This window comes from Rothia sp. HMSC072E10, from assembly GCF_001813965.1.
GTDB classification, from domain to species: Bacteria; Actinomycetota; Actinomycetes; order Actinomycetales; family Micrococcaceae; genus Rothia; species Rothia mucilaginosa_A.
This window is the reverse complement of the sequence record NZ_KV814491.1, coordinates 858,658-883,765: the sequence shown is the minus strand read 5'-3', so window position 1 is coordinate 883,765 and position 25,108 is coordinate 858,658. Positions and strand designations below refer to the sequence as shown.

11 protein-coding genes and 1 tRNA gene are annotated in these 25,108 nt (G+C 64.2%); 7 read left to right on the top strand and 5 right to left on the bottom strand.

Features of this window, described 5'->3' with window-relative positions; all coding sequences use genetic code 11:
- The first annotated feature begins 132 nt into the window (after positions 1-132).
- Positions 133-4,707, top strand: coding sequence for an ATP-dependent helicase (locus tag HMPREF2944_RS08770; RefSeq protein ID WP_070682457.1), 4,575 nt, complete (start codon positions 133-135; stop codon positions 4,705-4,707).
- A 976-nt stretch (positions 4,708-5,683) separates the two neighbouring features.
- Here HMPREF2944_RS08770 and HMPREF2944_RS08765 read toward each other — a convergent pair.
- Complete coding sequence (locus HMPREF2944_RS08765) at positions 5,684-6,688, bottom strand: phosphotransferase (RefSeq protein WP_049346680.1); 1,005 nt, start codon at positions 6,686-6,688, stop codon at positions 5,684-5,686.
- A gap of 403 nt (positions 6,689-7,091) precedes the next feature.
- Here HMPREF2944_RS08765 and HMPREF2944_RS08760 point away from each other — a divergent pair, with 403 nt between their 5' ends.
- On the top strand, positions 7,092-9,041 hold the full coding sequence (locus HMPREF2944_RS08760) for an ATP-dependent helicase (protein ID WP_049343938.1): 1,950 nt from the start codon (positions 7,092-7,094) through the stop codon (positions 9,039-9,041).
- Positions 9,025-9,657, top strand: a complete 633-nt coding sequence (locus HMPREF2944_RS08755) for a M48 metallopeptidase family protein (RefSeq protein WP_049346681.1) — start codon at positions 9,025-9,027, stop codon at positions 9,655-9,657. Before HMPREF2944_RS08760 ends, HMPREF2944_RS08755 begins: the two co-directional genes overlap by 17 nt.
- A gap of 144 nt (positions 9,658-9,801) precedes the next feature.
- Here the strand turns inward: HMPREF2944_RS08755 and HMPREF2944_RS08750 are convergent, their stop codons facing one another.
- Positions 9,802-11,265, bottom strand: a complete 1,464-nt coding sequence (locus HMPREF2944_RS08750; protein WP_070682455.1) for a zinc-dependent metalloprotease — start codon at positions 11,263-11,265, stop codon at positions 9,802-9,804.
- A 223-nt stretch (positions 11,266-11,488) separates the two neighbouring features.
- On the opposite strand from HMPREF2944_RS08750, the gene HMPREF2944_RS08745 reads away from it, so the two are divergent.
- From HMPREF2944_RS08745 to HMPREF2944_RS08730, 4 genes are all read left to right on the top strand, one after another.
- On the top strand, positions 11,489-12,712 hold the full coding sequence (locus HMPREF2944_RS08745) for a YlbL family protein (RefSeq protein WP_070682453.1): 1,224 nt from the start codon (positions 11,489-11,491) through the stop codon (positions 12,710-12,712).
- A 236-nt stretch (positions 12,713-12,948) separates the two neighbouring features.
- Positions 12,949-16,068, top strand: a complete 3,120-nt coding sequence (locus HMPREF2944_RS08740; RefSeq protein ID WP_070682450.1) for a UPF0182 family membrane protein — start codon at positions 12,949-12,951, stop codon at positions 16,066-16,068.
- Positions 16,069-16,357: 289 nt separating this feature from the next.
- A tRNA-Met gene (locus tag HMPREF2944_RS08735) sits at positions 16,358-16,431 on the top strand.
- A 1,345-nt stretch (positions 16,432-17,776) separates the two neighbouring features.
- Positions 17,777-20,188: an S-layer homology domain-containing protein gene (locus HMPREF2944_RS08730; protein ID WP_070682448.1), complete on the top strand. Its 2,412-nt coding sequence runs from the start codon at positions 17,777-17,779 to the stop codon at positions 20,186-20,188.
- A 104-nt stretch (positions 20,189-20,292) separates the two neighbouring features.
- On the opposite strand, the gene HMPREF2944_RS08725 is transcribed toward HMPREF2944_RS08730, so the two are convergent.
- The 3 genes from HMPREF2944_RS08725 to HMPREF2944_RS08715 all read right to left on the bottom strand — a co-directional run bounded on the left by HMPREF2944_RS08725 (position 20,293) and on the right by HMPREF2944_RS08715 (position 25,046).
- Positions 20,293-21,045 carry a PspA/IM30 family protein gene (locus tag HMPREF2944_RS08725; RefSeq protein WP_049332152.1) on the bottom strand — a complete coding sequence of 251 codons (753 nt, stop codon included), beginning with the start codon at positions 21,043-21,045 and terminating at the stop codon, positions 20,293-20,295.
- 156 nt (positions 21,046-21,201) lie between these two features.
- Positions 21,202-23,283 carry a TPM domain-containing protein gene (locus HMPREF2944_RS08720; protein WP_070682447.1) on the bottom strand — a complete coding sequence of 694 codons (2,082 nt, stop codon included), beginning with the start codon at positions 23,281-23,283 and terminating at the stop codon, positions 21,202-21,204.
- 188 nt (positions 23,284-23,471) lie between these two features.
- Positions 23,472-25,046, bottom strand: a complete 1,575-nt coding sequence (locus tag HMPREF2944_RS08715) for a hypothetical protein (protein ID WP_070682445.1) — start codon at positions 25,044-25,046, stop codon at positions 23,472-23,474.
- Positions 25,047-25,108 lie beyond the last annotated feature (62 nt).

Genomic DNA, 25,108 nt, shown 5'->3' with positions numbered 1-25,108 from the left:
CCCCGCGCCGGGTGGCTGCAGTTCACTCACCCGGCCACCCATCAGGCCGACCACTGACCGCGCACGCCGGTACCTCGGCACCGGTACAACACGAACCATTCACTCACCCTCAACGACGAAAGATGAGGACCCATGACCAACCCCGCCACCGCCTCCGGGCAGCCGCTCACCCCCGCCCAGTGGTGCGAGCGCAACACCTGGCAATTCGCCGACGGCACGCTCCTGGCCGACCTACCCTCGGGTGCTAACCCCGCGGGCGGCTACCGTAGCGCCCTCGACATCGCCGCGATGCTCAACGGCCCCGAGGGCAAGAAACCCACACCCGAGCAGATCCGCATGATTGAGGCCGGCCCCGCCCCGACCCTCGTCATCGCCGGCGCCGGTTCGGGCAAGACCGCGACCATGGTCGACCGCGTGATCTGGCTGGTCGACAACGGTTTCGTGCGCCCCGAAGAGGTGCTCGGCGTGACCTTCACCCGCAAGGCCGCCACCGAGCTGCGCAACCGCATGCGCGCGGGCCTGAACACCCTGCGCCGCAGCCGCCGACTCGAACCGACCGAGGAGGAACTGCGCAACGGCATCGCGGACCCGACCGTGCTGACCTACCACTCCTACGCGAACAACCTCGTCAAGGAGTACGGCCTGCGCCTGGGCGTGGAGCAGGACGCGCAGATGCTCGGCGACGCGCAAAAATGGCAGCTGGCCGCGCAGATTGTGCAGTACTGGGAGGGTGAGCTACCGCAGGATCAGGGTGATGTGCCCCTCTCGGCGGCCACCATGATTAACCAGCTACTGCAGCTTTCCGACGAGTGCGCCGAGCACCTGCGCGAGCCGCAGGAGGTCATCGACTTCTGCACCGAGCAGCTGGCCGCCTACGCCGCGGTGCCCGATTCTCGCCGCCCCGTCAAGAAAGAACGGGACATTCAGAAGGTTCAGCGACTCCTGCGTAACCGCCGGGTGTACGCACAGATGGCGCAGAGCTACGCCCGCGTGAAGGCGCGCATGCAGGTGCTGGACTTCGGTGACCTTATGCGCCTGGCCGCGCGCATCGCCGAGAGCGACCCGGCGATTCGCGAGGGGGAGCGCGCCCGCTTCAAGGTGGTTCTGCTGGACGAGTTCCAGGACACCTCCCACGCGCAGATGCGCCTGTTCTCCTCGATTTACGGGGCCGATGAGGCGGCCGGTATTCCCGCGCACCCCGTGATGGCGGTGGGCGACCCGAAGCAGTCGATTTACGGCTTCCGCGGCGCCTCCGACGGCCAGATGTTCAGCTTCTACCGTCACTTCCCGACCCCGCACGCGCAGCCGCTCTTCCTGTCCGTGGCGTGGCGTAACGACATCTCGATTCTGAACGCCGCAAACCACGTGGCCGAAAAGCTCAAGGACGTTCCCGAGTGGGTGCGTGCGGTGCGCGGCGATATCAGCGCCGATCAGGTGCCCGACCTGCGCCCGCGCTGCGTGCTGGTCGGGGAGGAAGGCACACCCGCCTTCGAGGAGGCCGCCTCCGGGATGACCGGTCGCGTGGAGATGACCTACTACGACTCCGACCGCGCGGAGGCCGCGGGCATTGCCGAGCGGATTGCCGGGATGCGCGCCGAGGCCGTGCGCGAGTACGAACGGGCCTACGCGGCGCACCGCGGCGGCGACGGTTCGGTGCGTCCGCGCCTGAAGATGCCCGAGGTCGCCGTGCTGGCCCGCTCCCACGGCCAGCTGGACACAATTCGTGAGGAGTGTGAGCGCCTGAACATTCCGGTGCAGCAGGTGGGCCTGGGCGGCCTGCTCTCTCAGCCGGAGGTCGTCGATCTGGTTTCGGCGCTGCGCGTGCTGGCCGACCCGAACCGTTCGGATGCGCTGGCCCGCCTGCTCACGGGCGCCCGCTGGCGTCTGGGCGGTGCCGACCTGCTGGCGCTGGGGGATTGGGCGCAATCGCTGGTTCGTGAGCGTGAGCGGGCCCTGCGGGAGCAGATGGCCCTGCGCCTGCTCGAGGAAGCAGAGGAAGCAGAGGACGGCGCTTCCGAGGGCATCAGCCGAGGTGCCCGCGGCCGCCTGACCGCCGCGCATCTGCGCGCCGCCCAGGAGCAGCTGGACGAGGTGCTCAAGGGCGCGGTGGATGACTCCTCGGGGTACGTTTCGCTCATCGAGGCAGTCGAGAACCTGCCGCAGGACGGCCCGGACGGCGAACCTCTCTACGGCGAGCACTACCGTGGCCGCCGCTTCTCCTCGGCGGGCCTGGAGCGTCTGCGCGCCTTCGCCGAGCAGATGCGCGTGCTCCGCGCGGGCCTGAGCGACGACCTGGGCAATCTGCTCTACGAGATTGAACGCACGATGCTCCTGGACATTGAGCTGGCGGTCCGCCCGGGCACCGATCCGCTGGTGGCGCGCGTAAACCTGGATGCCTTCCACGAGGTGGCCGCCGCCTACGGAATGTCGGCCCCGCGCATCAACGCCATGATTTACGCGGGCGCCGACGGCGTGAGCGCGGAGGAGGGGGAGCCGGGCGCTCGCCGCTTTATGCTCTCCTCGGGCGGCGTGAGCTACGTGATGGGCTTCCTCGCCTGGCTGGAACGCGCGGACGACGAGGAGAAGGGCCTGGAGCTGGGCTCCATCGACCCCGATCCGAACGCCGTTCAGCTGATGACGATGCACGCCTCCAAGGGTCTGGAATGGGACCGCGTTTTCCTGCCGGGCCTGTGCGGCACCGTTGGCGGCGCGCAGACCCCGAACCTCTGGCAGATCACGGCCAACGTGGCCCTGCCCTGGCCCCTGCGCGGCGATAGCGAGTACCTGCCCTCATTCCTGGAACGCCCCGAAGAAATCGCGGAGTTCGAGGAGGCCAAGAAGCTCGAGGAATACCTGAAGGCCCACAAGGGGGACGCCGGCGAGCACGCGGGTATGGAGGACCGCCGCCTCATGTACGTGGCGATGACCCGCGCCCGCAACCTGCTGGCCGTGAGCGCCTTCCGCTGGAAGAGCACCGCGAAGACCCCGCAGCCGGTCCAGCCCTTCTGGATGGAGCTGCTGTGGACCCTGGCCGAGGCCTACCGGCGGCACGCCGAGGACACGGTGGAGTTCCCCTGGACCGCCCCGCAGCTGGTCGGCATGGGCCTGGTCTTCGTCGTGGCCGACCCCTCGGACGACGGCAAGAAGAAGCCGATCGATAACGTGACCCCCTGGGTTGAGTTCATCGCCGACACGGGGTACCGCCTCAAGGAGCCGGTGACCCTGGCGCAGGGCACGGTGCTGAGCCCCGAAAGCCTGCCCGACCCCGACGAGGCGGGCGAGGTCCCTTACGCCTGGGCCCTGGCGGGGGCGATGATTCCCGCCCTGATGCGCGAGGTACAGCTCTCGCCGCTACCGATGCGCGTGCGCACGGTGCGGGAGAACTGCGAGCGCCTGGATCTGCCCGCGCCCGAGTGGCTGGACGAGCTGGCCGCCGAGGAGGCGGAGCGCGCCTCCCAGCCTCCGCGCCCCGGCTATTCCCCCGTGATGGCCGCGGCCCTGCCCGTCGTGGCGGGCGGCTGTTTCAGCGCACAAACCTACGAGACGATAAACCCGCACCTGGGCGCGGTGCTAACCGCCATGTGGCCCTTCGACCCGCTGGAACGCCCCGTGATTTGGCGCTGGCGCTCCGAGGAGGACCTGAACGAGGGCACCGAGGCGATTCTGCGCCACGGACGTCACGAAGAGTTGAACCGCGAGATTGCCATTAACTCCACGAGTCGCCGCGAGGCGGTGGAGCGTGCCGCCCTGGCCGTCGAAAACGCGGTCGCCGAGCTGGAGGCGCAGCTTGCTGCCGGTGCGGATCTCACCGCCCCCGAGCCCGCCGGGGCCGTTCCCGAGGCCCTGCGCCGCCGCGCCCAGGATTGGGAGCGCGAGGCCGATTTGCTCATGCGCCTGGCCGAGCACACCGAGCCGGTGCTGGCCGAGCAGCTGCCCGGTCACCTCTCGGCCTCCACGTTCATTCGCCTGAGCGAGGACCCGCAGGGCACGGTGCACGAGCTGTTGCGCCCGGTGCCGCAGCGTCCCTCGCGTGCGGCGACCATCGGCACGGAGGTGCACGCCCTCATCGAGGAGCACTTCGGTGTGGTGCCGAGCGCCGATCCGCTTGAGGTCCCGGAGGCCGAGGACACGCTGGGCGTGACCCTGCCCGGCGCGGTCGAGCCGGCGGGAGAGACAGCGCCGGAGGAAGTAGCGGGGGAGGAACACCTCGAGTTCGCCGAGGATATTCCGCAGGACGCCCTCTTCGACGAGCTATCCCTCGCCGAGGAGAGCGAGCAGGATTCCTCCGTGCGTTCGCTCTGGGAGCGCTTCGCGGCGAGCGAGTGGGGCTCCCCCGAATGGAAGGAACGCATCTGGGCCGTGGAGTACCCGGTTGAGACCCACGTGGAGGGCGTGAGCCTGCGCGGCCGCATCGACGCCGTGTTCCGCACCGAGGACGGGGACGGCGAACGCTGGATTCTGGTGGATTGGAAGACCGGTCGCCGTCCGAAGGCCGCGGACATGCAGGCGCGCCGCTTCCAGCTGGGCCTGTACCGCATCGCGTTCTCCCGCATCATGGGGATTGACCCGGAGCGCATCAGCACGGTGTTCGTCTACCTGGGCGGCAAGCGCGTGGAGGAGGTGTGGGACGAGCAGATTCGCGGTGGCCTGCCTTCGGAGGCGCAGCTGGCCGCGGTGATTCGCAAGGCCCGCGCGGGCGAGGGGTAGGCGCTCGCGCTTCCCGGCCCGGCCGCCAATAGCCCTGCCCGGCCCCTGCCGTCAATGGCCTAAGCGGATGCGCAAAAGCCCGGGCCGACCCCATTGCGGGGTCGGCCCGGGCTTTTCTCACTCTCGAAGTGAATAGCAGAAAACGCCTCTCGGCCCTACTGCATTAGGGCGGGGAGGCGTTCTCAGCCGCTGAAGAACTATAAAGGTACCTCGTGCCCTCGCACGCTCGGATCATCCGCAGACAACTGCCGCCGTGGCGGCCTCACTCACGCCGTCTGCGTGCCGTGGGGTTCGCGTGCGTCTTTACTCTCAAACACAACCTCGAAAGTACCTCTATAGAATTCTGCCATCGGTGATTGGTTGCGCGGTGCATGAATCCGGCTCGGGGTGTGACATGACCGGTCACGGTCCCCGTCCAATCGTTCCCCCTCGATACCGCTGCCACGGTATCGGCGCTGGTCAGTACGCTTTTGGGGGCTGTGCTCGTTCTCTGTGGAACGGCACAGGAAAAGTATTCCAGGACTTGACAAAAAAGTCTAAGCGTAAAATAATTGCCCCAAAATGCATGTTTTTGAGCATGTTTCAAGGTGAAATTGAAGCCTTGTGGAGTCCTGTTCTGGGTGTTTGGGTTGTGTGGGATTTTGCGAATAAACTCTGCATGAAGAGGTGTGTTCTTGTATAAATCACACCTTCAACTCTCACCCTTAATTGCAATTTTTCGTGCACAAAAATGCAGAACAGGCGCTCAAAATGTGTTGGAAAATACATTGAAAAAATTCGGTGGGAACGCCCTAAATCCTCCGGAAAAGCGCTCCATTAGTATGTTCATGGCCCCCGGGGGTCTGCGCGAAGCAGGCTCCCGGGGGCCAATGAATCTTAAAGAATAGGGGGGGGCTCGGCGGCTCGGCGGCGTTCACTGAGGGGCTCATGCGGCCGCCGTCCAATAACGGGCTACCCAATAACGAGCCCAGCTCTGCTAGTCTTGCGGTCCGCTCATGAGCGGGGGAGTGTCCTCCTGGCCGAGCAGCTCGCCCGAGGAACGCAGATCGTCCTGAATATCCAGGAGCATCGATACCGCGTGGGTTGCGCCGTCCTTATCGTCGGTCTCGACCGTGTGGGTGAGCCACTGTGCCACCGCGAACTCGGCGTAGAAGTTCGCACGCTGCGCCAGGTAGGCGTCGGGTAGCTGTGGCATCTGCTGACGGTACACCTCCACGGCCTCGTCGGTGAAGTCGATATCCTCGCACGAGTACAGCCACGCGAAGTCCTGCGCGGGGTCGCCCACGTGCACGTCGGACCAGCCGGTCACCTCGACGATGCGTGCCTCGGAGGGGGTCACCTCCAGCACCAGGTTCTCGGCCCCCATATCGCCGTGCACCACGCGCGGGCGGAACTGCCACATGGGGCCGGGGGAGAGGACCGCCTGCCAGTGCGCGAGCAGGTCGGCGGGCACCTTGCCGGTAGCGGCGGCGCGCTCGAGCTCGGCAATCTTGCGGCGGCGAATCTGCTCCGAAGAGTAGGAGGGCAGGTCGGCTTCGTAGATGATGTCCTCGGGCATCACGTGCAGGGTGGCAATATCCTTGGCGATAATCGCGGCCAGGGAGGGGCGCCCCTGAGCGACCTCGCGGCGGCTCAGCTCGGCAAGCTGGTCCACGTCGTAGACGGAGCCGGGGATGTGCGTGTACACGAAAACGTTGCCGCCGGCGTACGGCACGATGCCGGCGACCGTGGGCACGGCAAAGGGCAGGCGGGCGCGCAGGCCGGGGCTGAAGGACTGCAGGATGAGGTGCTCGGCCTCCAGACGCATGCTGGCATCGGGACGGCGCGGGGCGCGCACACGCCAGCGGCGACCGGCCGAATCGGCGATGATTGCCGAGTCGAAGTCGCCGCTATCTTCGCGGACCGCCTCGGCGCCGACGGGGTAGATTCCGGGCACTCCGGCAGAGACGATAGCTGCAAGCTGAAGGGGAGATAAAGTCACGGGTTAAGGTTACCAAACCATGTGAGCACCCCGAGCCTTTCACCGTATGTTTATGCTGACTAGTGAAGAAAGTTTTGGGTGATGCGCGGCCTGCCGGCGGGCGGAATCCCGGGGGAACGCATCACCACGCATTTCGCCGTCCGCGCACGGCCGCCTGCAAGTAGCCGCCGCGGCCGGTTCCCTGCGGTTCCCCTGCGGGTGGAGCGCAGTGAAGGGGCAGGTTCTCGGTGAACGGGCACCCACCCGGGCCTGCTGCGATGTTCGGCAGGGAATACAATGGAAGACCGGGCAATAGCGGCGCCGACCTTCCCGGCCCCGCCCCGTACATCCCGTACGCCCAGCCCGCAGAACCAGCACAGATTCAGCAGAATCCAGCAACCGCGCCGAGCCCCGATGGAGAACGATGACCGCACTACCCCCGCAGCCGCAGCACGCACTCTCCGCTGACGATATCCTCGCGGGCCTCGACCCCGACCAGCGCGCGGTCGCCACCGAGCTCGACGGGCCCATGCGCGTGCTTGCCGGTGCCGGCACCGGCAAGACCCGCGCGATTACGCACCGCATCGCCTACGGCATCGCGATCGGCCGCTACCAGGGCCCGCGCGTGCTCGCCCTGACCTTCACCCTGCGCGCGGCCGAAGAGATGCGCACCCGCCTTCAGCAGCTCGGCGCGTTCGGCGTGCAGGCGCGCACCTTCCACTCGGCGGCCCTGCGCCAGCTCACCTACTTCTGGCCGCAGGTCGTGGGCGGCACCTTCCCCTCCATCGTGCAGAACAAGGCGGCGCTCATCACCGAGGCCGCGAACCGTCTGCGCATCAGCACAGACCGTTCCCTGCTGCGCGATTTGGCCTCGCTGATTGAGTGGGCGAAGGTTCAGCTGCTCACCCCCGACACCCTCATGCAGCGCCTGAGCGAGAAACAGCTGCCCTCGGCGATTACCCCGCAGAACATGCAGCGCATCTTCCAAGCCTACGAAGATCTCAAGGACGAGCGTAACCTCATCGACTTTGAGGACGTGCTGCTACTGACCATCGCCATGCTCGAGGAGGACGAGAAGCTCGCCGCGACCGTGCGCCAGCAGTACCGCCACTTCGTGGTGGACGAGTACCAGGACGTCTCCCCGCTGCAGCAGCGCCTGCTTGACGTGTGGCTGGGCGGCCGCGACGACATCTGCGTGGTGGGCGACGCCTCCCAGACGATTTACTCCTTCACCGGCGCGACCAGCCGCTACCTGCTGGAGTTCCCGCGACGCTACCGCGGGGCGCACACGGTCAAGCTGACCCGCGACTACCGCTCCCACTCGCAGGTGGTGGAGCTCGCGAACCGCCTGCTGGCCGCCCGCCGCCCGCACCCCGACTCGAGCCCGCACTCCTGGGCACCGCCGCTGGAACTGATGTCTCAGCGCGGCCCCGGCGTGGACGTGGAGTGGTTCGGCTACGCGGACGACGAGCAGGAAGCCGCCGGCATCGCCGAGGATATTCGCGACCTCATCGACAAGGAGGGGGTGGCCCCCGCCGAGATCGCGGTGCTCTTCCGCACGAACGCCCAATCGGCGGCGATTGAGTCGGCACTGTCCGCCGCCCACATCCCGTACCAGCTGCGCGGCGCGGAGCGCTTCTTCGAACGCCCCGAGGTCAAGCAGGCCATGCTCGCCCTGCGCGGCTCAGCCAAGTCCACCGACGGCACCGAAGACGTCACCCGCTACACCCGCGATGTGCTCGGCGGCCTCGGCTACAAGGAGGAGGGCCCCCTCTCGGGAGGCGCCACCCGCCAGAAGTGGGAATCCCTCGCCGCACTCGTGCACATGGTCGACATGATGGCGCAGAACCGTCAGGAGCAGCTGAAGGAGCACCGCGCCAACCCGCGCCCTGGTGTGCCCGAGCCGCTGCCGCTGACCATGCACGAGGTCGTGGCGACCCTGAACCACCGTAGCGAGTTCAACGAGGCCCCGCAGATGAACGGCGTAACCCTCGCCTCCCTGCACGCGGCCAAGGGCCTGGAGTGGGATGCCGTGTTCCTGTGCGGCCTCAACGAGGGCCTCATGCCCATCACCTTCGCGACCACCCCGGATGAGGTGGACGAGGAGCGCCGCCTGCTGTACGTGGGCATCACGCGCGCCCGCAAGTACCTGTGGCTGACCTGGACCATGACCCGCACCGTGGGCGGCAGAGGTCAGCGTAAGCGCTCGCGTTTCCTGGATGACATCGACCCGGCCAAGCGCCGCCGCCCCGCCGCAAGCGGCTACTCGAGCGGCTACGGAGGAGCGGCCCGCGGCGCGCGCGGGAACCACTCGTACGGGAACCGCTCGCAGGGCCGTCACCAGAAGGGAGAGGACTATGGCTCAGCGTTTTAAACGAGAGATTCTGCCGGCCACGGCGGATTGCCCGCAGATTGAGCTGGTCCGCTCGGCCCGCCGCACCCGCACCATCAGCATGCAGCGCGACGGCGTGGACGAGCACGGCAACCCCGCGTACCGCCTGCTCATTCCCGCCGCGAGCACGAGCGAGGAGATAGACGAGCATATTGCCCGCCTGCTGCCGCGTATTCAGCGTCGCGCCGCCCGCCGTGAGCACGCCGCGCAGCTGAATGTCACCGACGAGTACCTGCACGAGCGGGCCAGCCTGTTGGTGCGCGCCTACCTGCCGGAGCTGGAGGGCACCGAGCAGTTCAAACGGCTCTCGATTCGCTGGGTGAGCAACCAGCGTCAGCGCTGGGGTTCGGCGACCTACGCGACCGCGCAGATTCGCATCTCCTCGGAGTTGCAGGGGGTTCCGGAGTACGCGCTGGATTCGGTGGTGCACCACGAGCTGTGCCATCTGCTGCAGCCGAATCATTCGCGCTCCTTCCGCACCCTGGAGGCCCGCTACCCGCAGCTGGAGCGTGCCCGCGCCTTCCTGGACGGGTACGCGATGGGGCGCTCGCGGGCCGAAGGCTCGCGCGGCGAGCGCGGCGAAAACAGCGCCGGCTAGGGCTTTTTCCGAAAACTAATAAGCAAAAAACAAACCGGCAGAACCAGCCGGAAATACTCGAGCGGGGGTGGCTTGTGTGTTCACAAGCCACCCCCGCTCGAGGTTTCAGTATTATTTGCCGGTCTACCGGGTTAGTCCCCGCGGTTACTTCTCTTCGGGAGCCTCGCCGAAGCCGCCGTCCAGCAGCTTCTGCAGCTCAGACTCGAAGTCCACGTCGTCCAGGCTGATTTCGTTCATTCGCGCATCGTATGCGGTGAAGTCTTCCAGCTCGGCGGGGGTGGGCAGGGTCTCCGGGGTGTCCCAGAGGCCGTCGCGGGCCTCGATGCCGTGGGAGCTTTCGTACCAGCGCCAGAACTGCTGGGCCTCGCGCACCAGGCGCGGGCGCAGCTGCAGGCCGACCAGGTTCTCGAAGACCTGCTCGCTGGGGCCGCCGTCGATGCGGCGGCGGGCCATGATTTCGGTCAGCTGCGGGGCCTTGGGCAGGTTGCGGGTGGCGTCCTCGGTCACGACGGACACCCAACCCTCGATGAGGGCCAGCAGACCCTCGAGACGCTGAACGGCAAGCTCCTGGTCCTCGGTGCGCTGGGGGCTGAACATGCCGCCCTCGAAGGCCTCCTGAACGGCCTCGGGGTCGTTCATGTTCACCTGGGAGGCGGCGTCCTGCATACGGTTCATGTCCACGCGGATGCCGCGGGCGAAGCGGGCAACGAGCTGGACCAGGTCCTCACGCAGCCAGGGGTTGGCCTTGTGCAGGCGAATCAGCGCGGCCTCGCGAACGGCCAGGTAGAGCAGAACCTCCTGCGGCGGCACCTCGATGTCGTCCGCGAGCTGCTGGTAGCCGTTGGGCAGCAGTGCGGAGTGGCCGGGGGCGAGGGGGAAGCCCACATCGGTGGAGGAGTACACCTCACCGGCGAGCTTCGCGAGGGCCTGGGCCATCTGCGCGCCAAAGATCATGGCGCCAACGTTGTTCAGGAACCCGCTGTTGAAGATGGCGGCGATTTCCTCGGGCAGCTCGTCCGCGGGGCCGGGCATGACCATGGCCTGGGTGACCTCGGCGGCCACGGGCTCGACCATTTCGCGCCAGGAGTCGAAGGACTCCTCAACCCACTCGGCCTTGGACCAGGCCTGCACGGGCAGGTTGTGACGCTCGATGGAGGTGACCGCATCCAGCCACAGGTCGGCCAGGTTTGCGGCGTCCTCGACGGCGCGCTTGAGGTTTTCGGGAACCGCCGGGTCTTCGCCCATGGAGGCGAGCATCTGGCGGGTCTGATTCTTGACGTTGGTCCAGTTCACGCCGCTAGGGCTGGATTCGTCGGATGCGCCGGCAAACATGGCCTGCACCTGCGAGAACATGCCCTGCAGCATAGCGGGGTCGAAGCTCATGCCCATGTTCTTGAGGTCCTCGGGATCGATGTTAATGCCGAAGGGGTTCTGCCCGCCCTCACCGAAGAGCGCGCCGAAGGGGTTCTGTGCGTTGGAGGAGGCGCCCTTACCGCCCTGGCCGGTTGCCCCTGCGGAGGGGTCGAAGCCCTGCTCCTGCATCTTCTTCAGGAATTCTTCGAGGGGGTCACGCTCGTTGGAGGCGTCGCCGTGGTGGTGATCAGACATCTGAAACCTTTCCTAATCCGAAGGTGGGCACAGCCGGCCCGCTCGCTGTCCAGCCTACCGATTTTTGCTGTGAATTTCCCGTGTCGGCGCCTCGGATGCGCCTTAATCAGCTGAGGGCTCACAAGCGGGTCTTCGCCCGGTTTGACCCCGACCTTAGCTCTAGCCGAGGGACCGGCCAGAAAAGGTGTGTTGATGAGGGCGTTCATCCGGTAGTCTAGAAAACATGACTAAGCCCACCTCACCGTCTGAATCCGAGAAGTCCTCATCGAAGGCTTCCGCCGAGTCCTCAGCTCATCGCCGTAAGCACGGATCGCGTAGCCGCGAGCGCCGCTTGAACCTGCGTTCCGTGAGCGCCGTGGCGACCTGCGCGTTGCTGGCCGGTGCGTTTGTCCTGCCCAGCTCGTACGTGAAGGAGGGCCCCGGACCGCTCTTTGACGTGCTCGGCACCTACCAGGATAAGGACGTCATCGAGGTTTCGGGCGCCCCCAGCTATAAGACCTACGGCAAGCTCAACATGACCACGGTGTCGGTGGCGGGCGGCCCGTACACTGAGCTGTCCGGCGCGGAGGCTTTCTACGGGTGGCTGGCTTTTGACGGCAACCGCAGCCTCGTGGTGCCCACCGACGCCCTGTACCCGCACGTGAGCCACGAGACGGCCACGGCCGAGACCGGCGCGCAGATGGCCGATTCGCAGACGCAGGCGAAGGTCGCGGCCATGCGTCACCTGAAGATGCAGGTGACCGAGAAGGTGCTGGTGAACACGACCGTTGAGGGTTCTCCCGCGGCGGGCGTGCTGGAGAGCGGCGACCGCCTCCTGAAGGTGGGGGACAAGCAGATCACCACCCTCAAAGACGTATCGCAGGCGGTGAACGCCTCGAACGGCTCGCCGATTCAGGTGACGGTTGAGCGCGACGGCCAGCAGCGCACGGTGACGCTGAACCCGGTGCGTTCGGCCGAGGGTGACCGCTGGGTCGTGGGCATCAGCCTGAAGCAGAGCTACGATTTGCCGGCGCAGGTGCAGTACAACCTGGACGGCGTGGGCGGCCCGAGCGCGGGCCTGATGCTGGCCCTCGGCACGGTGGATAAGCTGAGTGAGGGCACCCTGCTGGCAGACGAGGATGCCGGCGGCGACCCCTACCGCAGCTACGTGTCGGGTACCGGCACGATTGATGCGAACGGTAATGTTGGCGCGATTGGCGGCATCAAGTACAAGATTTTGGCAACGGGCCGCTACGGTGCGCGCTACTTCCTGGCCCCCAAGGAGAATTGTGATTCGGTCTTGAAGATGCAGGAGCAGGACCCCTCGATGCTCAACTACTACCATGCCGGCCAGGTGCGCGGCACGATGGTGGTGGTCCCGGTTTCGACGCTGGACGAGGCGGTGCAGGTCGTGGGCGCCATTAAGTCTGGCGCCCCCGATGATTCGCTGCCGCGCTGCGGATCCTAACGTGCAGCTCTAACGGGCAACCCCTGACGAACGCGGGCGCTTCCCTCCGGGAGGCTTCGGGCCCCGGCTCACTCGAGCCGGGGCCTTCGTTATGCGCGGTGACCGCCTCGCGACCGGTGAGCGTGTGTGCGAATAGTGGGCGAACGACCCCTCCTCTGACGTCATGTCAACGTTCGTTCCTCCAACCTCTGCGATACTTAAGGTAAAGAACATTTTGAAATGATGAGCGAGGAATTGTGTCTGAGTCGACCGATAAGACCCCACGCCCACAGAAGAAGGAACGAGCAAAGAAGCGTCGCAGCCCTCTACTGATGACGATTGTGGTTGTCGCGGTTCTGATTGCCGCATTTGTGGGACTATCCCAGGTGTACACGGACTGGCTGTGGTTTGACCAGCTGGGCTATAGCACCGTCTTCACCACCCAGATTCTTTTGAAGGCCGCGGTGTTCGTGGTGGCCGCCCTCGTGGTGGCCCTGCCGCTGTGGGCCTCCATGACCTACGCGGTCCGCCACGCGGATGTTCTGCCCGCCACCCGCGAGCAGAACGCGAAGGATGAGGCCGGCCCGAACCAGAGCGTCCCGACGAGCGCCTCGGATGCGACCGAGCAGATGCTCCGCGACGTGTTCGGCCAGCAGCGTGCCGAGGATAGCATGCGCCGCTACCACGAGAGCGTGGATAAGGCGCGTAAGCTTTTGCTGATTGCGGTTCCGCTGCTACTGGGCCTGTTTATTGCCTCGGCAACGATGTCGCAGTGGAGCACGGTCGCCCTTTTCTTCAACCAGCAGTCTTTCGGCAAGACCGACCCGGAATTCGGCCTGGACTACGGCTTCTTCGTGTTTGTGCTGCCCTTCCTGCGCGTGGTGGTGTCGCTGGTGACCTCCTCCGTGGCGCTCGCCGCGGTGGCCGGCCTGTTCATGCACTACTTCTACGGCGGCATTAAGGTGCAGCCGGGCGGCGTGACCACGACTCACGCTTTCCGCCGCCACGCGGCCGTGCTTGCCGTCGTGTTTGTTCTGACCCGCGCGGTGAGCTTCTGGCTGGACCGTTACTCGTCCACCCAGCAGCAGGCCGGACGGTGGGCCGGCGCCATGTACACGGACGTGAACGCATCCATTCCCGTGAGCGCCATCTTGGCGGTTTCTGCGTTGCTGGTGTCGTTCATGTTCATTGCTGCCGCGGTGAAGAATCACTGGCGTCTGCCGCTGATTAGCACCGCAATGCTGGCGGTCGTATCGCTGGTGGCCGGTGGCCTGTACCCGTGGGTTGTGCAGCGTTTCCAGGTGGTTCCGAACGAGCAGGGCGCGCAGTCGCAGTTTATTCAGCGCAATATTGATGCGACCCGCTATGCCTACGGCCTGGACAAGATTGAGACCACCCCGTACGACGCGACCATCGACACTCGCGCCGGTGCCCTGAGCTCTTCGAGCGCGACCATCGCGAACATTCGTCTGCTGGATCCGAACGTAGTTTCCTCCGCGTTCGCGCAGATGCAGCAGTTCCGCCCGTACTACCGCTTCGAGTCGCAGCTGGCGGTGGACCGTTACACCGTGGGTAACACCACGCAGGACACCGTGCTGGCGGCCCGCGAGCTGAACCCCACGCAGACCAACGGCGATTCCTGGTACAACCGCCACGTGGTGTACACCCACGGCTACGGCGTGATTGCCGCGTACGGTAACCAGGTGGATTCGGCGGGTAACCCCAAGTTCTTGCAGTCCGGCATTAAGGCGACCGGTACCCTGAGCGAGGATTACGAGCCGCGCATCTACTTCGGCATGAGCTCGCCGGAGTACTCGATTGTGGGCGGTAGGGGCGACACCCTGGAGCTGGACCGTCCGCTCTCTGCTGACGAGACGAACGCCTCCGACGCGAAGTACACCTTCTCAGGTAACGGCGGCCCCCGCGTCGATTCGCTGCTGGCCCGCCTGTCCTACGCGATTAAGTTCCAGTCTTCCGACATTCTGCTCTCGGATGCGGTGCGCGACGGCTCACAGATTCTGTACGAACGCAACCCGCTGGACCGCGTGCGCAAGGTGGCCCCGTACCTGACGGTGGATTCCAAGCCGTACCCGGCGATCGTGAATAACCGCGTGCAGTGGATCGTGGACGCCTACACGACGAGCGACCAGTTCCCCTACGCGCAGGGCAGCTCGCAGGATTCTGCCACCGCGGCGGGGGCTCAGCGCTCGAAGTCGGTGAACTACATCCGTAACTCGGTGAAGGCCACCGTGGACGCCTACGACGGCTCGGTGACCCTGTACGCCTGGGATGAGGAAGATCCGGTGCTCAAGGCTTGGCAGAGCGTCTTCCCCGGCACGGTGAAGAGCTATCACGAGATGAACGCTTCGCTCATGAGCCACGTGCGTTACCCGACCGACATGTTCAATATTCAGCGCACCATGCTGAATAAGTACCACGTGACGAACGCTCACAGCTTCTACGCCGGTGACGATGTCTGGTCGATTCCGAACGACCCGACCAATGATCGTAACCAGCCGATTTCGCCGTACTACCTGTCCCTGCAGATGCCCGGCGATTCTCGTGCGCACTTCTCGTTGACGACGACGTTCATTCCTCAGCAGAGCGATTCGAACTCTCGTAACGTGATGTACGGCTTCCTGGCCGCTAACGGCGACGCCGGTACCGGTAAGGATGGCGAGCGTAGCGCCGACTACGGCAAGCTACGTCTGCTGGAGTTGCCGCGTTCTTCGGTGGTTCCCGGCCCGGGTCAGGCTCAGAATATCTTCAACTCTGATGCCGAGGTCTCGAACCAGCTGAACCTGCTGCGCCGCGGTTCTTCTGAGGTTATTAACGGCAATATGCTGACCCTGCCGGTGGGCGGCGGCATGCTGTACGTTCAGCCGGTGTACGTGCAGTCCAGCGGTGACGCGAAGTACCCGCGCCTGCAGCGTGTGCTGGTGAGCTTCGGCGATAAGGTCGGTTTCGCTCCGACTCTGGAGGAGGCCCTGAACCAGGTGTTTGGTGGCTCTTCGGGCGCTAAGCTGGACGGCTCGGCCACGGCTTCGCCGGCTCCTTCGGCTTCTGCTTCCTCTTCGGGTTCCTCGTCTTCGTCGGGCTCGAACGAATCCGAACTGAAGCAGGCTCTGAACGAGGCTTCGAAGGCTATGAGCGATAGCGACGCCGCGATGAAGAAGGGTGACTGGGCCGCCTACGGTGAGGCCCAGAAGCGTCTGGAAGCGGCCGTGAAGAAGGCCCTGGCGGCCGAGGAAGCGCAGAACAAGGGCTCGGCAACTCCGAGCGCCTCTGCCTCCGCGGCGGCCAGCCCCTCGGCTAACGCTTCGCCGAACGCATCCGCAAGTGCTTCTGCAAGTGCTTCGGCTAGTGCCTCTCGCTAGGCCGGAGGCCTTGGCGAGCAGTTCCTCGGGCTGCTGAGCGTGCCCGGAGCCTTCATTGCGCATGAGGTGGGGCCTCTCCTCCACACGGGGGAGAGGCCCCACCTTATGCGTCTCGTTCGTTCTCTGCAACCGTGACGTCTGCCTGCACCCGCCCATTTGGCTCGGAGCGCTCTGAGCGGCGATGCGGGACTTGCCGAGGGCATCAGAGACCCCGTAATGTGCAATCCGCCACAAATTATGTTTTTAATTTGCGAAGGTCCCCCAAGGTCTGTATAGTTATATGAGTCGCCGCGGGGTGGAGCAGTTCGGTAGCTCGCCGGGCTCATAACCCGGAGGTCGCAGGTTCAAATCCTGTCCCCGCAACGGATAACTCCCGATAGCTTAGCTATCGGGAGTTTTTTTATGCCCGTTTTTTATGCCCGGAATCGGCGGCGCTGTCGATTCTAGCTATGACCGTACGGTTCTTTACCCCGACCCTTTGAATGTTTGGGCACTGACCGGTTGGATGCCGGCTATACGGCCCCGATTTGATTGAGTTCCGATATGGCAGAGCGTGACCTGGCTGAGCGGGGGAGAGGGCGTGTTGCACGCGATGGTTTGCACCCTGTATCGAACCCGGCTCGGCTAACCGGAGGGGTCTGCGCTGTGCGCAATGGTTTGCACCCCATGCCGTACTTGATGCGGCTGTCTCGGTATAGTCTCTTGACGCAATTCATCTTGACGCAATTCATCTTGACGCAAACCGCCTCGGCGCAGTTACCTCGACATAGGCGTCTAGCGGGAGCTCCCTACCTGTCTCTGGGGGGGGCTCTGTCGTCTCTAACTTGTTCCGAAATCTCGTGGTCGCAGATGGGTGTCTTGCTGGCCCTTATCCCCGTGCTCGTTGATCGGTCCAGCATGTCCCGCTCTTCTCCCTCCAGCTTCTCTTCTCCTCTTTCCAAATTCTCTGAGTTTGCCAGCCGGACCAGTAGTGATCGGATTGGCGGTGGGGAAAAATTGGGGCTTCGGGGCGGCTCCTCGAAGGAGTTCGAAGGAGTCAAAATGCTTCCTTGTCGAGGCACTCGGAATCGTGCGCATGGAGGCCGGTGAGCTGCTATGAACTCCCCGAAAGGACATTTTTACCTCATGCCAGAATCGGAATATGCGATATGTTCTCTATATTCCCGGTTGAGAAATCAGTCGATTTACCCCGGAATTCTGCGGATTTTGGTGCAAAAATGGCTAAAAACCGCAAAAATTAACCCGGAAAGTGATTGTCCTCACAATAAAACTCTAAAGCCTGGAGTGAATGTTTTTGAATAGAGCTCAAAAAACGCTCAAAAACCGCGAAAAATCAAGGCAAAACCCCTCATTCAACCGTCGGTTGAACCCATGTCATTCTCAACTTAAACCTTAGAAAAAGTTTAGGCTTAGGGTTAGTATTTTGCGAGGGGGTAAAAATGCTCCAAAAAACCGTTAGAAAAGGCTTTTTGACCTGGTAGCTTTGAGTACATGGTTACCACGGTCCGCCGCGCAGGTCATCGGACTGACCCCGCACAAACCATCGCATGAGGACATCCCCGCCACGAGCACGGGATGGTGATGGACAAACCAAAGCGGTGCCAAAACCGCAGGCCGACCGCCTATAGGCTTCTCACCTATAGATCACCTATCACTCAACCACTCACGGGCGTTCACGCCCCAGAAACACCAACAACGAGGACACCCCATGGCACTTCGCCCCCGCACCGTTAAGGCAGGCTCTCTCGCGGCTATTGCCGTTCCCACCGTGCTCGGTAGCACCCTGCTGTCTCCCGCATCCGCGTTCGCTCCCGTCGTACAGGACATCCCCGGCGGCGCACCCCAGGGCTCGCTCTTTACCGCGACCGCCCAGTCTACTCTTTCGCAGGTGGCTGTGCAGGTTCGCCAGCAGGCTGAGGCTCCCGCAACCAACCAGGTCCAGCCCATCCAGCAGACCTACATCGCACAGGCAACTCAGGCAGCACAGACCGAGCAGGCTACTCCTGCAACCTTCCAGTCTGCACAGACCACCCCCTCGGCACAGGCTACCCAGACCGCTCCCGTGGTCACCGAGCCCACTCTCTCGCAGGTTGCTAACGCCCAGACCGCTCAAGCGGCACAGTCCACCGTTGCCGGCAGCACCGTTCCCGCAACCCGCACCAACCAGACTTTCCTGTCCTACACCTCCCCGGCGGGCACCACCTCGCAGTACCACGTGTACGCTGAGGGCGTGGACTTCTCCAAGCCCGTTGGCGTGGTCTTCTACTTCGACGGCGACTACTGGCGCAACGACCAGTCCAAGGTCTACGACCCCTCCGGTGAACTGGCAGATATGGCTGCCTCCGCCGCTGCACAGAACATGCTCTTCGTGCCCGTCATCTCCCCGGACACCAACCGTTACGATGCTGGCGTGACCTGGTGGGAGGACATGGAGCGCAACGGTGAGTTCTTCCGCTCCTTCGCTTCCTCCTTCATCGCGGCTAACGGCGTGGATTCCTCCAACGTGTGGACCATGGGTTACTCCGGTGGTGCCGAGTTCATCACCTACGAGCTGAACACCAAGCCCCAGACCTGGCGCAATGGCGGTGGCTCCATTATGGTCGCCGGCGGTGGCCTGGATGAGGGCACCCCCTCCGCAGCGCTGAAGTCCCAGCCGATGTTCTGGTACGCAAACTCGAACGACGGCACCGGCGAGACCTACCCGCAGACCTGGAGTGCACGAGGCGCCGTTGAGGGCGGCTACAACGCCTACCGCAACGCCGGCTACACCAACGCCTCCGCAACCGTTCTGAACGGCTCGGGCCACTTCGACTACAACTTCTCGCAGATCCTGAGCAACTCGCTCACCAAGGGTAAAGCAACCGCCGCTCCCAAGGCTGAGCAGAAGACCGAGCAGAAGCAGCAGAGCACCCAGCGTGCCCGCACCATGAGCTCCGCAACCTACCAGAGCTACACCTCCCCGGCCGGCACCACCTCGCAGTACCACGTGTACGCGAACAACCTGGACTACTCCAAGCCCGTTGGAGTGGTCTTCTACTTCGACGGTGACTACTGGCAGCGTGACGAGTCCAAGGTCTACACCCCCGACGAGGGCATGCTCGCCGCCATGGGTAAGATCGCGAACGCCCGCAACATGGTGTTCGTACCGGTCATTTCCCCGGACACCAACGCATCCGGCGACGGCATCACCTGGTGGGAAGACATGGACACCAACGGCGAGTTCTTCCGCTCCTTCGCGAAGTCCTTCGTGAGCGAAAACAACCTGGACGCATCCCAGGTGTGGACCATGGGTTACTCCGGTGGCGCCGAGTTCATCACCTACGAGCTGACCGATCACAACACCGCATGGCGTCAGGGCGGCGGCTCCATCATGGTCGCAGGCGGCGACTCGGACGGCTCAGTGGACGCTGACGCAACCACCAAGGCATCCCCGATGTACTGGTGGGTTGGCGCGAATGACACCTCCGGTAACACCAACCCCGTTACCTGGAGCGCACGAGGCGCCGTCGAGTCCGGCTACAACGCATACCTTGGCGCAGGCTTCTCTGACGCCCGCGTGAAGCTGATTGACGGCTTCAGCCACCACGACTACGACCTGCCGCACATCCTGGCCTCCTCTCTGGACTTCGCGGGCAAGACCCCCGCGCTGGGCTACAGCGACCTGTCCGACTCGAACCCGAACTACAACGAGATCAGCTGGAACTCTGATCACCGCATCATGCTCGGCTTCGCGGACGGCACCTTCCGCCCGAACGCGTCGGTCAACCGTGCGCAGCTGGCAACCTACCTGTACCGCGTGGCTGGTCGCCCCGCCGTGAACGCACCGGCCGTTTCGCCGTTCAGCGACGTTCCGGTTAACCACCCCGCGTACAAGGAGATTTACTGGCTGAGCCAGCAGGGTATCACCGGTAGCGACTTCCGTCCCCTGGAAGCCGTCACCGAGTCCACCATGGCCGAGTTCATGTACCGTGCGGCCGGCTCCCCGGCACAGGCTCAGGGCGGCTACGCATCGCAGGCCCTGGCCTGGACCGCCTCGAATGGCATCGGTACCGGCTCGACCTCCTCGGCAGCCATCACCCGTGACGCTATGGCAGGCTACCTGTACATCTACGCTAACTAAGGCGTACGGCTCCTAAAGCATAAAGAACCGCCCCGCTCCTTTTCAGGAGCGGGGCGGTTCTTGTATGTGACCTACAGGGAGGCGCCTATCGGCGCGCTACCGGATTAGAGGGTCTGGGTGGGGGTGTCGCCACCGATAGCGGGGGTCTGCTTTGCCTTCAGCTCGGCCAGGCGGGTGTCGAGCTCGTTCTGGCGACCCATCTCCTCCAGGGTGTTGAACTGTGCGTCCAGCGAGGAGGATGCCAGCTCCTGCTGACCGATGACGCGTGCCTCTTCGCGGCGGACCTTCTCTTCGAAACGGTAGATTTCGCTGGTCGGGTCCATCACGTCGAAGGCCTTCAGAGCGTCGTTGACCTGGCTCTGAGCGGTGGCGGTCTTCTGACGCGAGGTCAGTTCGTCGCGCTTGTACTTCAGCTCGTCGAGCTTGGTACGCATCTTGTCCAGACCGTCCTTGAGCTGGTTCACGACCTGGGTCTGGGAAGCCAGCTGGGGCTCGAGGGCCTGTGCAGCCTTCTCAGCCTGCATCTGCTTGCCCAGAGCAACCTTGGCGAGGTTGTCGAACTTGTCAGCGTTAGCGGTGTCGCCAGCGGTGCGAAGCTCATCTGCCTTGTTGGAGGCGGCCAGAGCCTTGGCGCCCCACTCCTGGGCTTCCTTGAGGTCCTCTGCGTGGTCCTTCTCCAGCAGTCGCAGGTTGCCGATGGTCTGGGCGACGGCGGCCTCTGCCTCACGGATGCTGTTGGTGTAGTCGCGAACCATCTGGTCCAGCATCTTCTGCGGGTCCTCGGCAGCGTCGAGCAGGGCGTTGATGTTTGCCTTCGCCAGCTGTGCGATTCGACCGAAGATAGTCTGCTTAGCCATGATTTCCTACTTTCTGTTCAACGGGCTGCGGGGGAGCGCCACGCTCCTCGTGAGCCGTGCCCGTACAACTTATTATGTGAGAGGTTTCTGGGCGTGGGCTGTGAAAACCATGCACGCCCGATGACCTCAATCTAAACTTTGGGTAAATTGGGTGAACTAGAAGCTACCGCCGTCGCCACCGCCGCTACCCCAGTCGCCGCCACCGCCGCCACTGAAGCCGCCGCCGCTCCAGCCTCCGCCGGAGGAGGAGGAGCCGGAGCTGCTGCCCCAGCTGTGGGTTGAGCCGGAGCCCAGGGTGTTCAGGATGGCGCCCAGCAACAGGCCCTTCGCGAGGTCGCTACCCCAGCTATTACCGCCGCCACCGCTGGACCGTTCGGAGAACTGGCCCATCTCGCGGGCGGCGCGGTTCTGCGCGTCGTTGGCCTGCTGAAGGGCCATGTTGGCCTCGTTCAGAGCCTCCAACGGGTTGGAGTTACGCATCCGGTTGGCGTTCATGAGGTGACGTTCGGCTTCGGAGATCGCGGTCAGGGTCGTGGGGCCCACGGCGCCGCGACGATTATCGATGTACCCGCGGGCACCGGTCACCGCGGCGTGCGCGGAGCGGAGGGTGCGATCGAGGGTCTGGCTTGCCGCGCGGGAACGGTCGCGGGTGGCGCGCATTTCCGTCATCGACTTGTCCAGCTCGCTCGAGAGCTGACGCAGCTGATTGGCCAGGGCCAGCGGGTCGTTCGGGCGGGCGGTGGAGCTCTGCGTCACCTGTCCGAGGACCGCTTCCATACCGGCAGCCACGGCGGCCAGGTCGGAACGGCCCTGGGACATGGCCAGGCTCTTGGCCTCGGCCACGTCGCGCTGAATACTCAGCAGGTCGGTACTCAAAGCCTCCTGAGCCGCGTTGAGCTCGTTGTTGCGGTTCGTCACCGCATTGGACAGCGCGAGAATTTGTGCCGAGGCTTCCTCGGCAGAGCGCAGGTGTGCAACGGCCTCGGCTCGGTTGGTATCCACCAGCTGCTGTGCTTTCTGAAGCTCATCGGTGCACAGAGCCAGGTTCGATTCCAGCAGAGCAGCGGTCTTCGAGATGGGCTCCAGAGCCGAGGGCAGGTAGCGTTCCTTCATCTGGGCGTATCGGGCGGAGCACTCCGCCACCGTGCTACGCACCTGCGGGAGGTGCTCGTTCAGCGCAGCGATGGCCTGGGGGGCCTGCTGCTCAAGGTCGCGCATCTGGGCCAGCTGAGCGTCCTGCTCCTGCGAGATGCGGGCCACGGCCTGGGAATTATCGATAATCTCGCTCAACCAGGCGCGCTGCTCCGCCTCGGTGTCGGGAATACTATCGGTCAGCAGCTGCTGGCGCTGGAAGGAACGGCGCATCAGTTCTTCGGCGCGGGCGATTTCCTCCTCGAAGCGGGCGACCTGCTGATCGCCGTACTGGGCGCGCGCAAACTCCAGCTCCTGCTTGGCGCGACTCATCGTGGTGTCGGCCTGCAGCAGGGCGCTACCGGCGCGGGTGCGTAGCTCTTCCAGGGGAATCTCCGGGACCTGCGGACGCGGAACCGGGCGGGGAGCGTTATAGGTGTTCTGCTGCGGGGCGTTTTTGCGGCGCTTACGGCGACGAGCCGCGTACACGCCACCACCAACGGCAGCCACCGCACCGACTCCCAGCACACCGGTCACCACGCTCGAAGAGCTACCGCCCTTCTGAGCCTCGATCCCCTCGACCGCGGCCAACGCCGCGCCGGAGTAATCGCTGTTCTGCAGCTTCGGCTTGATGTAGTTCTGGTACACCTTTGTCTGCTGATCGCTCGACAGGGTCTTCGTGCTACCGGCCAGGAAATACGCCTGGCGGCTTTCGGTAGCAATCACCAGCACCACATCGGCCGAGCCCCAGTTGTTCTTCGCGGCCAGGGCCTTGGTCCACGCTTGGGAACCCGAGGGGTTCTCAAACTTATCGATGGTCACCACGTGCAGGTCCACGTTGTGCTTCTTCGACAGAGCCGAAATCTTGGAGCTCAGCGTGGAGGTATTGCCCAGGGAATTCGTGGTGTCGTAGATGCGGGTACCGGTAATCTGCATGGGGTCAGCGGCCTGTGCGGCCGAGGGGCCGGCGGCGGTAAAGAACGCCGAACCGGCCGGGGCCACGACAGGGGCGAAGGACAGACCTGCTGCCAGCGCTGTGGCACCCACTACGGTGCGTAGGCGCGGGCGCTGACTGCGAGAGTAACGCGCGGGGGCGTGGTTGGTCATGCTATTTCCTCCGTTATCGTGACGTATTTATGTGCTCGTTCGTGCAGGTAGCGGTCGTTGCGTACCCTCAACACCGGTCACACTATTAGTGTAACCGCGGCCCCGCGGTCAAGGCCCGATGATACGAAGCCTTCAGCGAATATGACCCGAATATTGGAACTCTGTTTACTGATCGTTTACTTTGACTGTTAGCGGTGAGAATCCCTTGCCTGCTTGCGATTCATAAGAAGGTAATGCGGGACGCCCCGAGCATCCGAGCCGTACACGGTACTCGTCTTTCCGTCGGAGACGCTCACCGTTGATACGAGCGCGCAGCCCCGCATCTTGGCGGTGCTCAGCCTTCTCTCACCCTCACGGATGAGTTCCTGAGCCTGCTCCCACGCGTCGCGGAGCGAGGGGAAAGCACCCGCCGCAACGGGGCGGGAAGATTCACGAGCCTCGATGAGGTCTTCCAGCGCCTCAACGGTGTGGAGCACCCCAACGCTCCCGGTATCGTCTGCGCACGGGCCACAAGCGGTGCGTTCGATGAGAGAAAGAGGCAGGTATCCATCGCAACTTACGAGCCAGGTCAGTTGCCTCTGCACGGTATGTAGACGTACCGTCTGGCGGAGTAGACGTACGTGAGCCCGTAGCAGAGGGAGGGGTATCTGCTCGGGACGATCCGGGGACGCGGAGCCGGGATTCGCGAGCAAGAGCTTCCCCTCGTAGTGCAGGAAACGGATGATATCGGGGAACCCCGTTAGCGATTGGATGCGCTTCCCGATTGTGATAAGGGAATAGGGACCGGGATGGTCCCAATCCTCTACATGGTTGGGAATCATGATTGGCTGTTCCGCGGTCTTTGGGTCGTGCTGAGCCAGCAGGCGAAGGTCGGCGGTCATCTCCTCGATGATTCCCTCACCCTCAAGCGTGAGGATAAGGTTCATCGCCTCGATGGTCTCGCGCACATGAATGTCTAGCACGGCCGCGAGGAACTCGGCGTCCTGCAACTGTAGGCGTGCCGCATCGAGACTCTCCTCGAGAGTGGCTTGCATACCCGTCAGCTCAAACTCGTTCAGATCTTCGACGCGCAAAAATCGGGTGATGCCGTCCCGACCGGTGCGGTAGAACGGATCGGTGAACTTCAATACGGACTGAACTAGCAGCAGGGCCTGCTCGCGCAGAGCAGGAAGAAGATTCGTAGCGTATTGAATCGTGGCATCCCAGAGCTTTCTGCTCTCATCCTTTTCACCCAGCCCACCGCCATTCGACGCCTTATACTGCTGAGCTCGGTTAGCCAGTACGGTCTGGGAGAGATCCACCGCGAGATCGTAATTTTTCCGCTCCGCGAAGGCTGCCAGCTTCTGCGCGCCCTCGCGCAGGTAACGCACCGCGTGGAGACGGTTGTTCACATCGGCGGGCGGGGGATCCTCCAGCAGACGCCAACGGAAGGGGCGCTCGAAGCACCGCTCCGTCTCCGTCACCACTGAGGACGCCAATGCGAGGGAACGGTCTCGGGCGTGGGCGAAGGAATCCGGCTTTCCTTCGAGGTTAGCGAGGGAAGCGTAGTACTTCAGGGCTTCGCTAAGCCGCATGCGGTTCTGCTCAATGGACTGCTCCAGCTCAGCTGAGAGAAGTTCCTTCGATGCGTTCGGCGTCTGCTTTAGGGAGTGCAGGGGAGAAACCTGCGCACGCTCAAGCGTCTGCAGGTTCAGCACAGCGCGTGTGAGGTAGCTTTCGAGGGTTTTGACCTGTTGCTGCCACGAATACTGGTCAAGGGGCATGATTGCTAACGGCTCCCACTAGCAGACGCTGCGAGAGTAACGCGCGGGGGCGTGGTTGGTCA

Coding starts and splice junctions, on each gene's coding strand:
- HMPREF2944_RS08720 (WP_070682447.1), bottom strand. CDS start 23,283: ATGACCAACCACGCCCCCGCGCGTTACTCTCGCAGTCAGCGCCCGCGC.
- HMPREF2944_RS08755 (WP_049346681.1), top strand. CDS start 9,025: ATGGCTCAGCGTTTTAAACGAGAGATTCTGCCGGCCACGGCGGATTGC.
- HMPREF2944_RS08750 (WP_070682455.1), bottom strand. CDS start 11,265: ATGTCTGATCACCACCACGGCGACGCCTCCAACGAGCGTGACCCCCTC.
- HMPREF2944_RS08715 (WP_070682445.1), bottom strand. CDS start 25,046: ATGCCCCTTGACCAGTATTCGTGGCAGCAACAGGTCAAAACCCTCGAA.
- HMPREF2944_RS08760 (WP_049343938.1), top strand. CDS start 7,092: ATGACCGCACTACCCCCGCAGCCGCAGCACGCACTCTCCGCTGACGAT.
- HMPREF2944_RS08725 (WP_049332152.1), bottom strand. CDS start 21,045: ATGGCTAAGCAGACTATCTTCGGTCGAATCGCACAGCTGGCGAAGGCA.
- HMPREF2944_RS08745 (WP_070682453.1), top strand. CDS start 11,489: ATGACTAAGCCCACCTCACCGTCTGAATCCGAGAAGTCCTCATCGAAG.
- HMPREF2944_RS08730 (WP_070682448.1), top strand. CDS start 17,777: ATGGCACTTCGCCCCCGCACCGTTAAGGCAGGCTCTCTCGCGGCTATT.
- HMPREF2944_RS08770 (WP_070682457.1), top strand. CDS start 133: ATGACCAACCCCGCCACCGCCTCCGGGCAGCCGCTCACCCCCGCCCAG.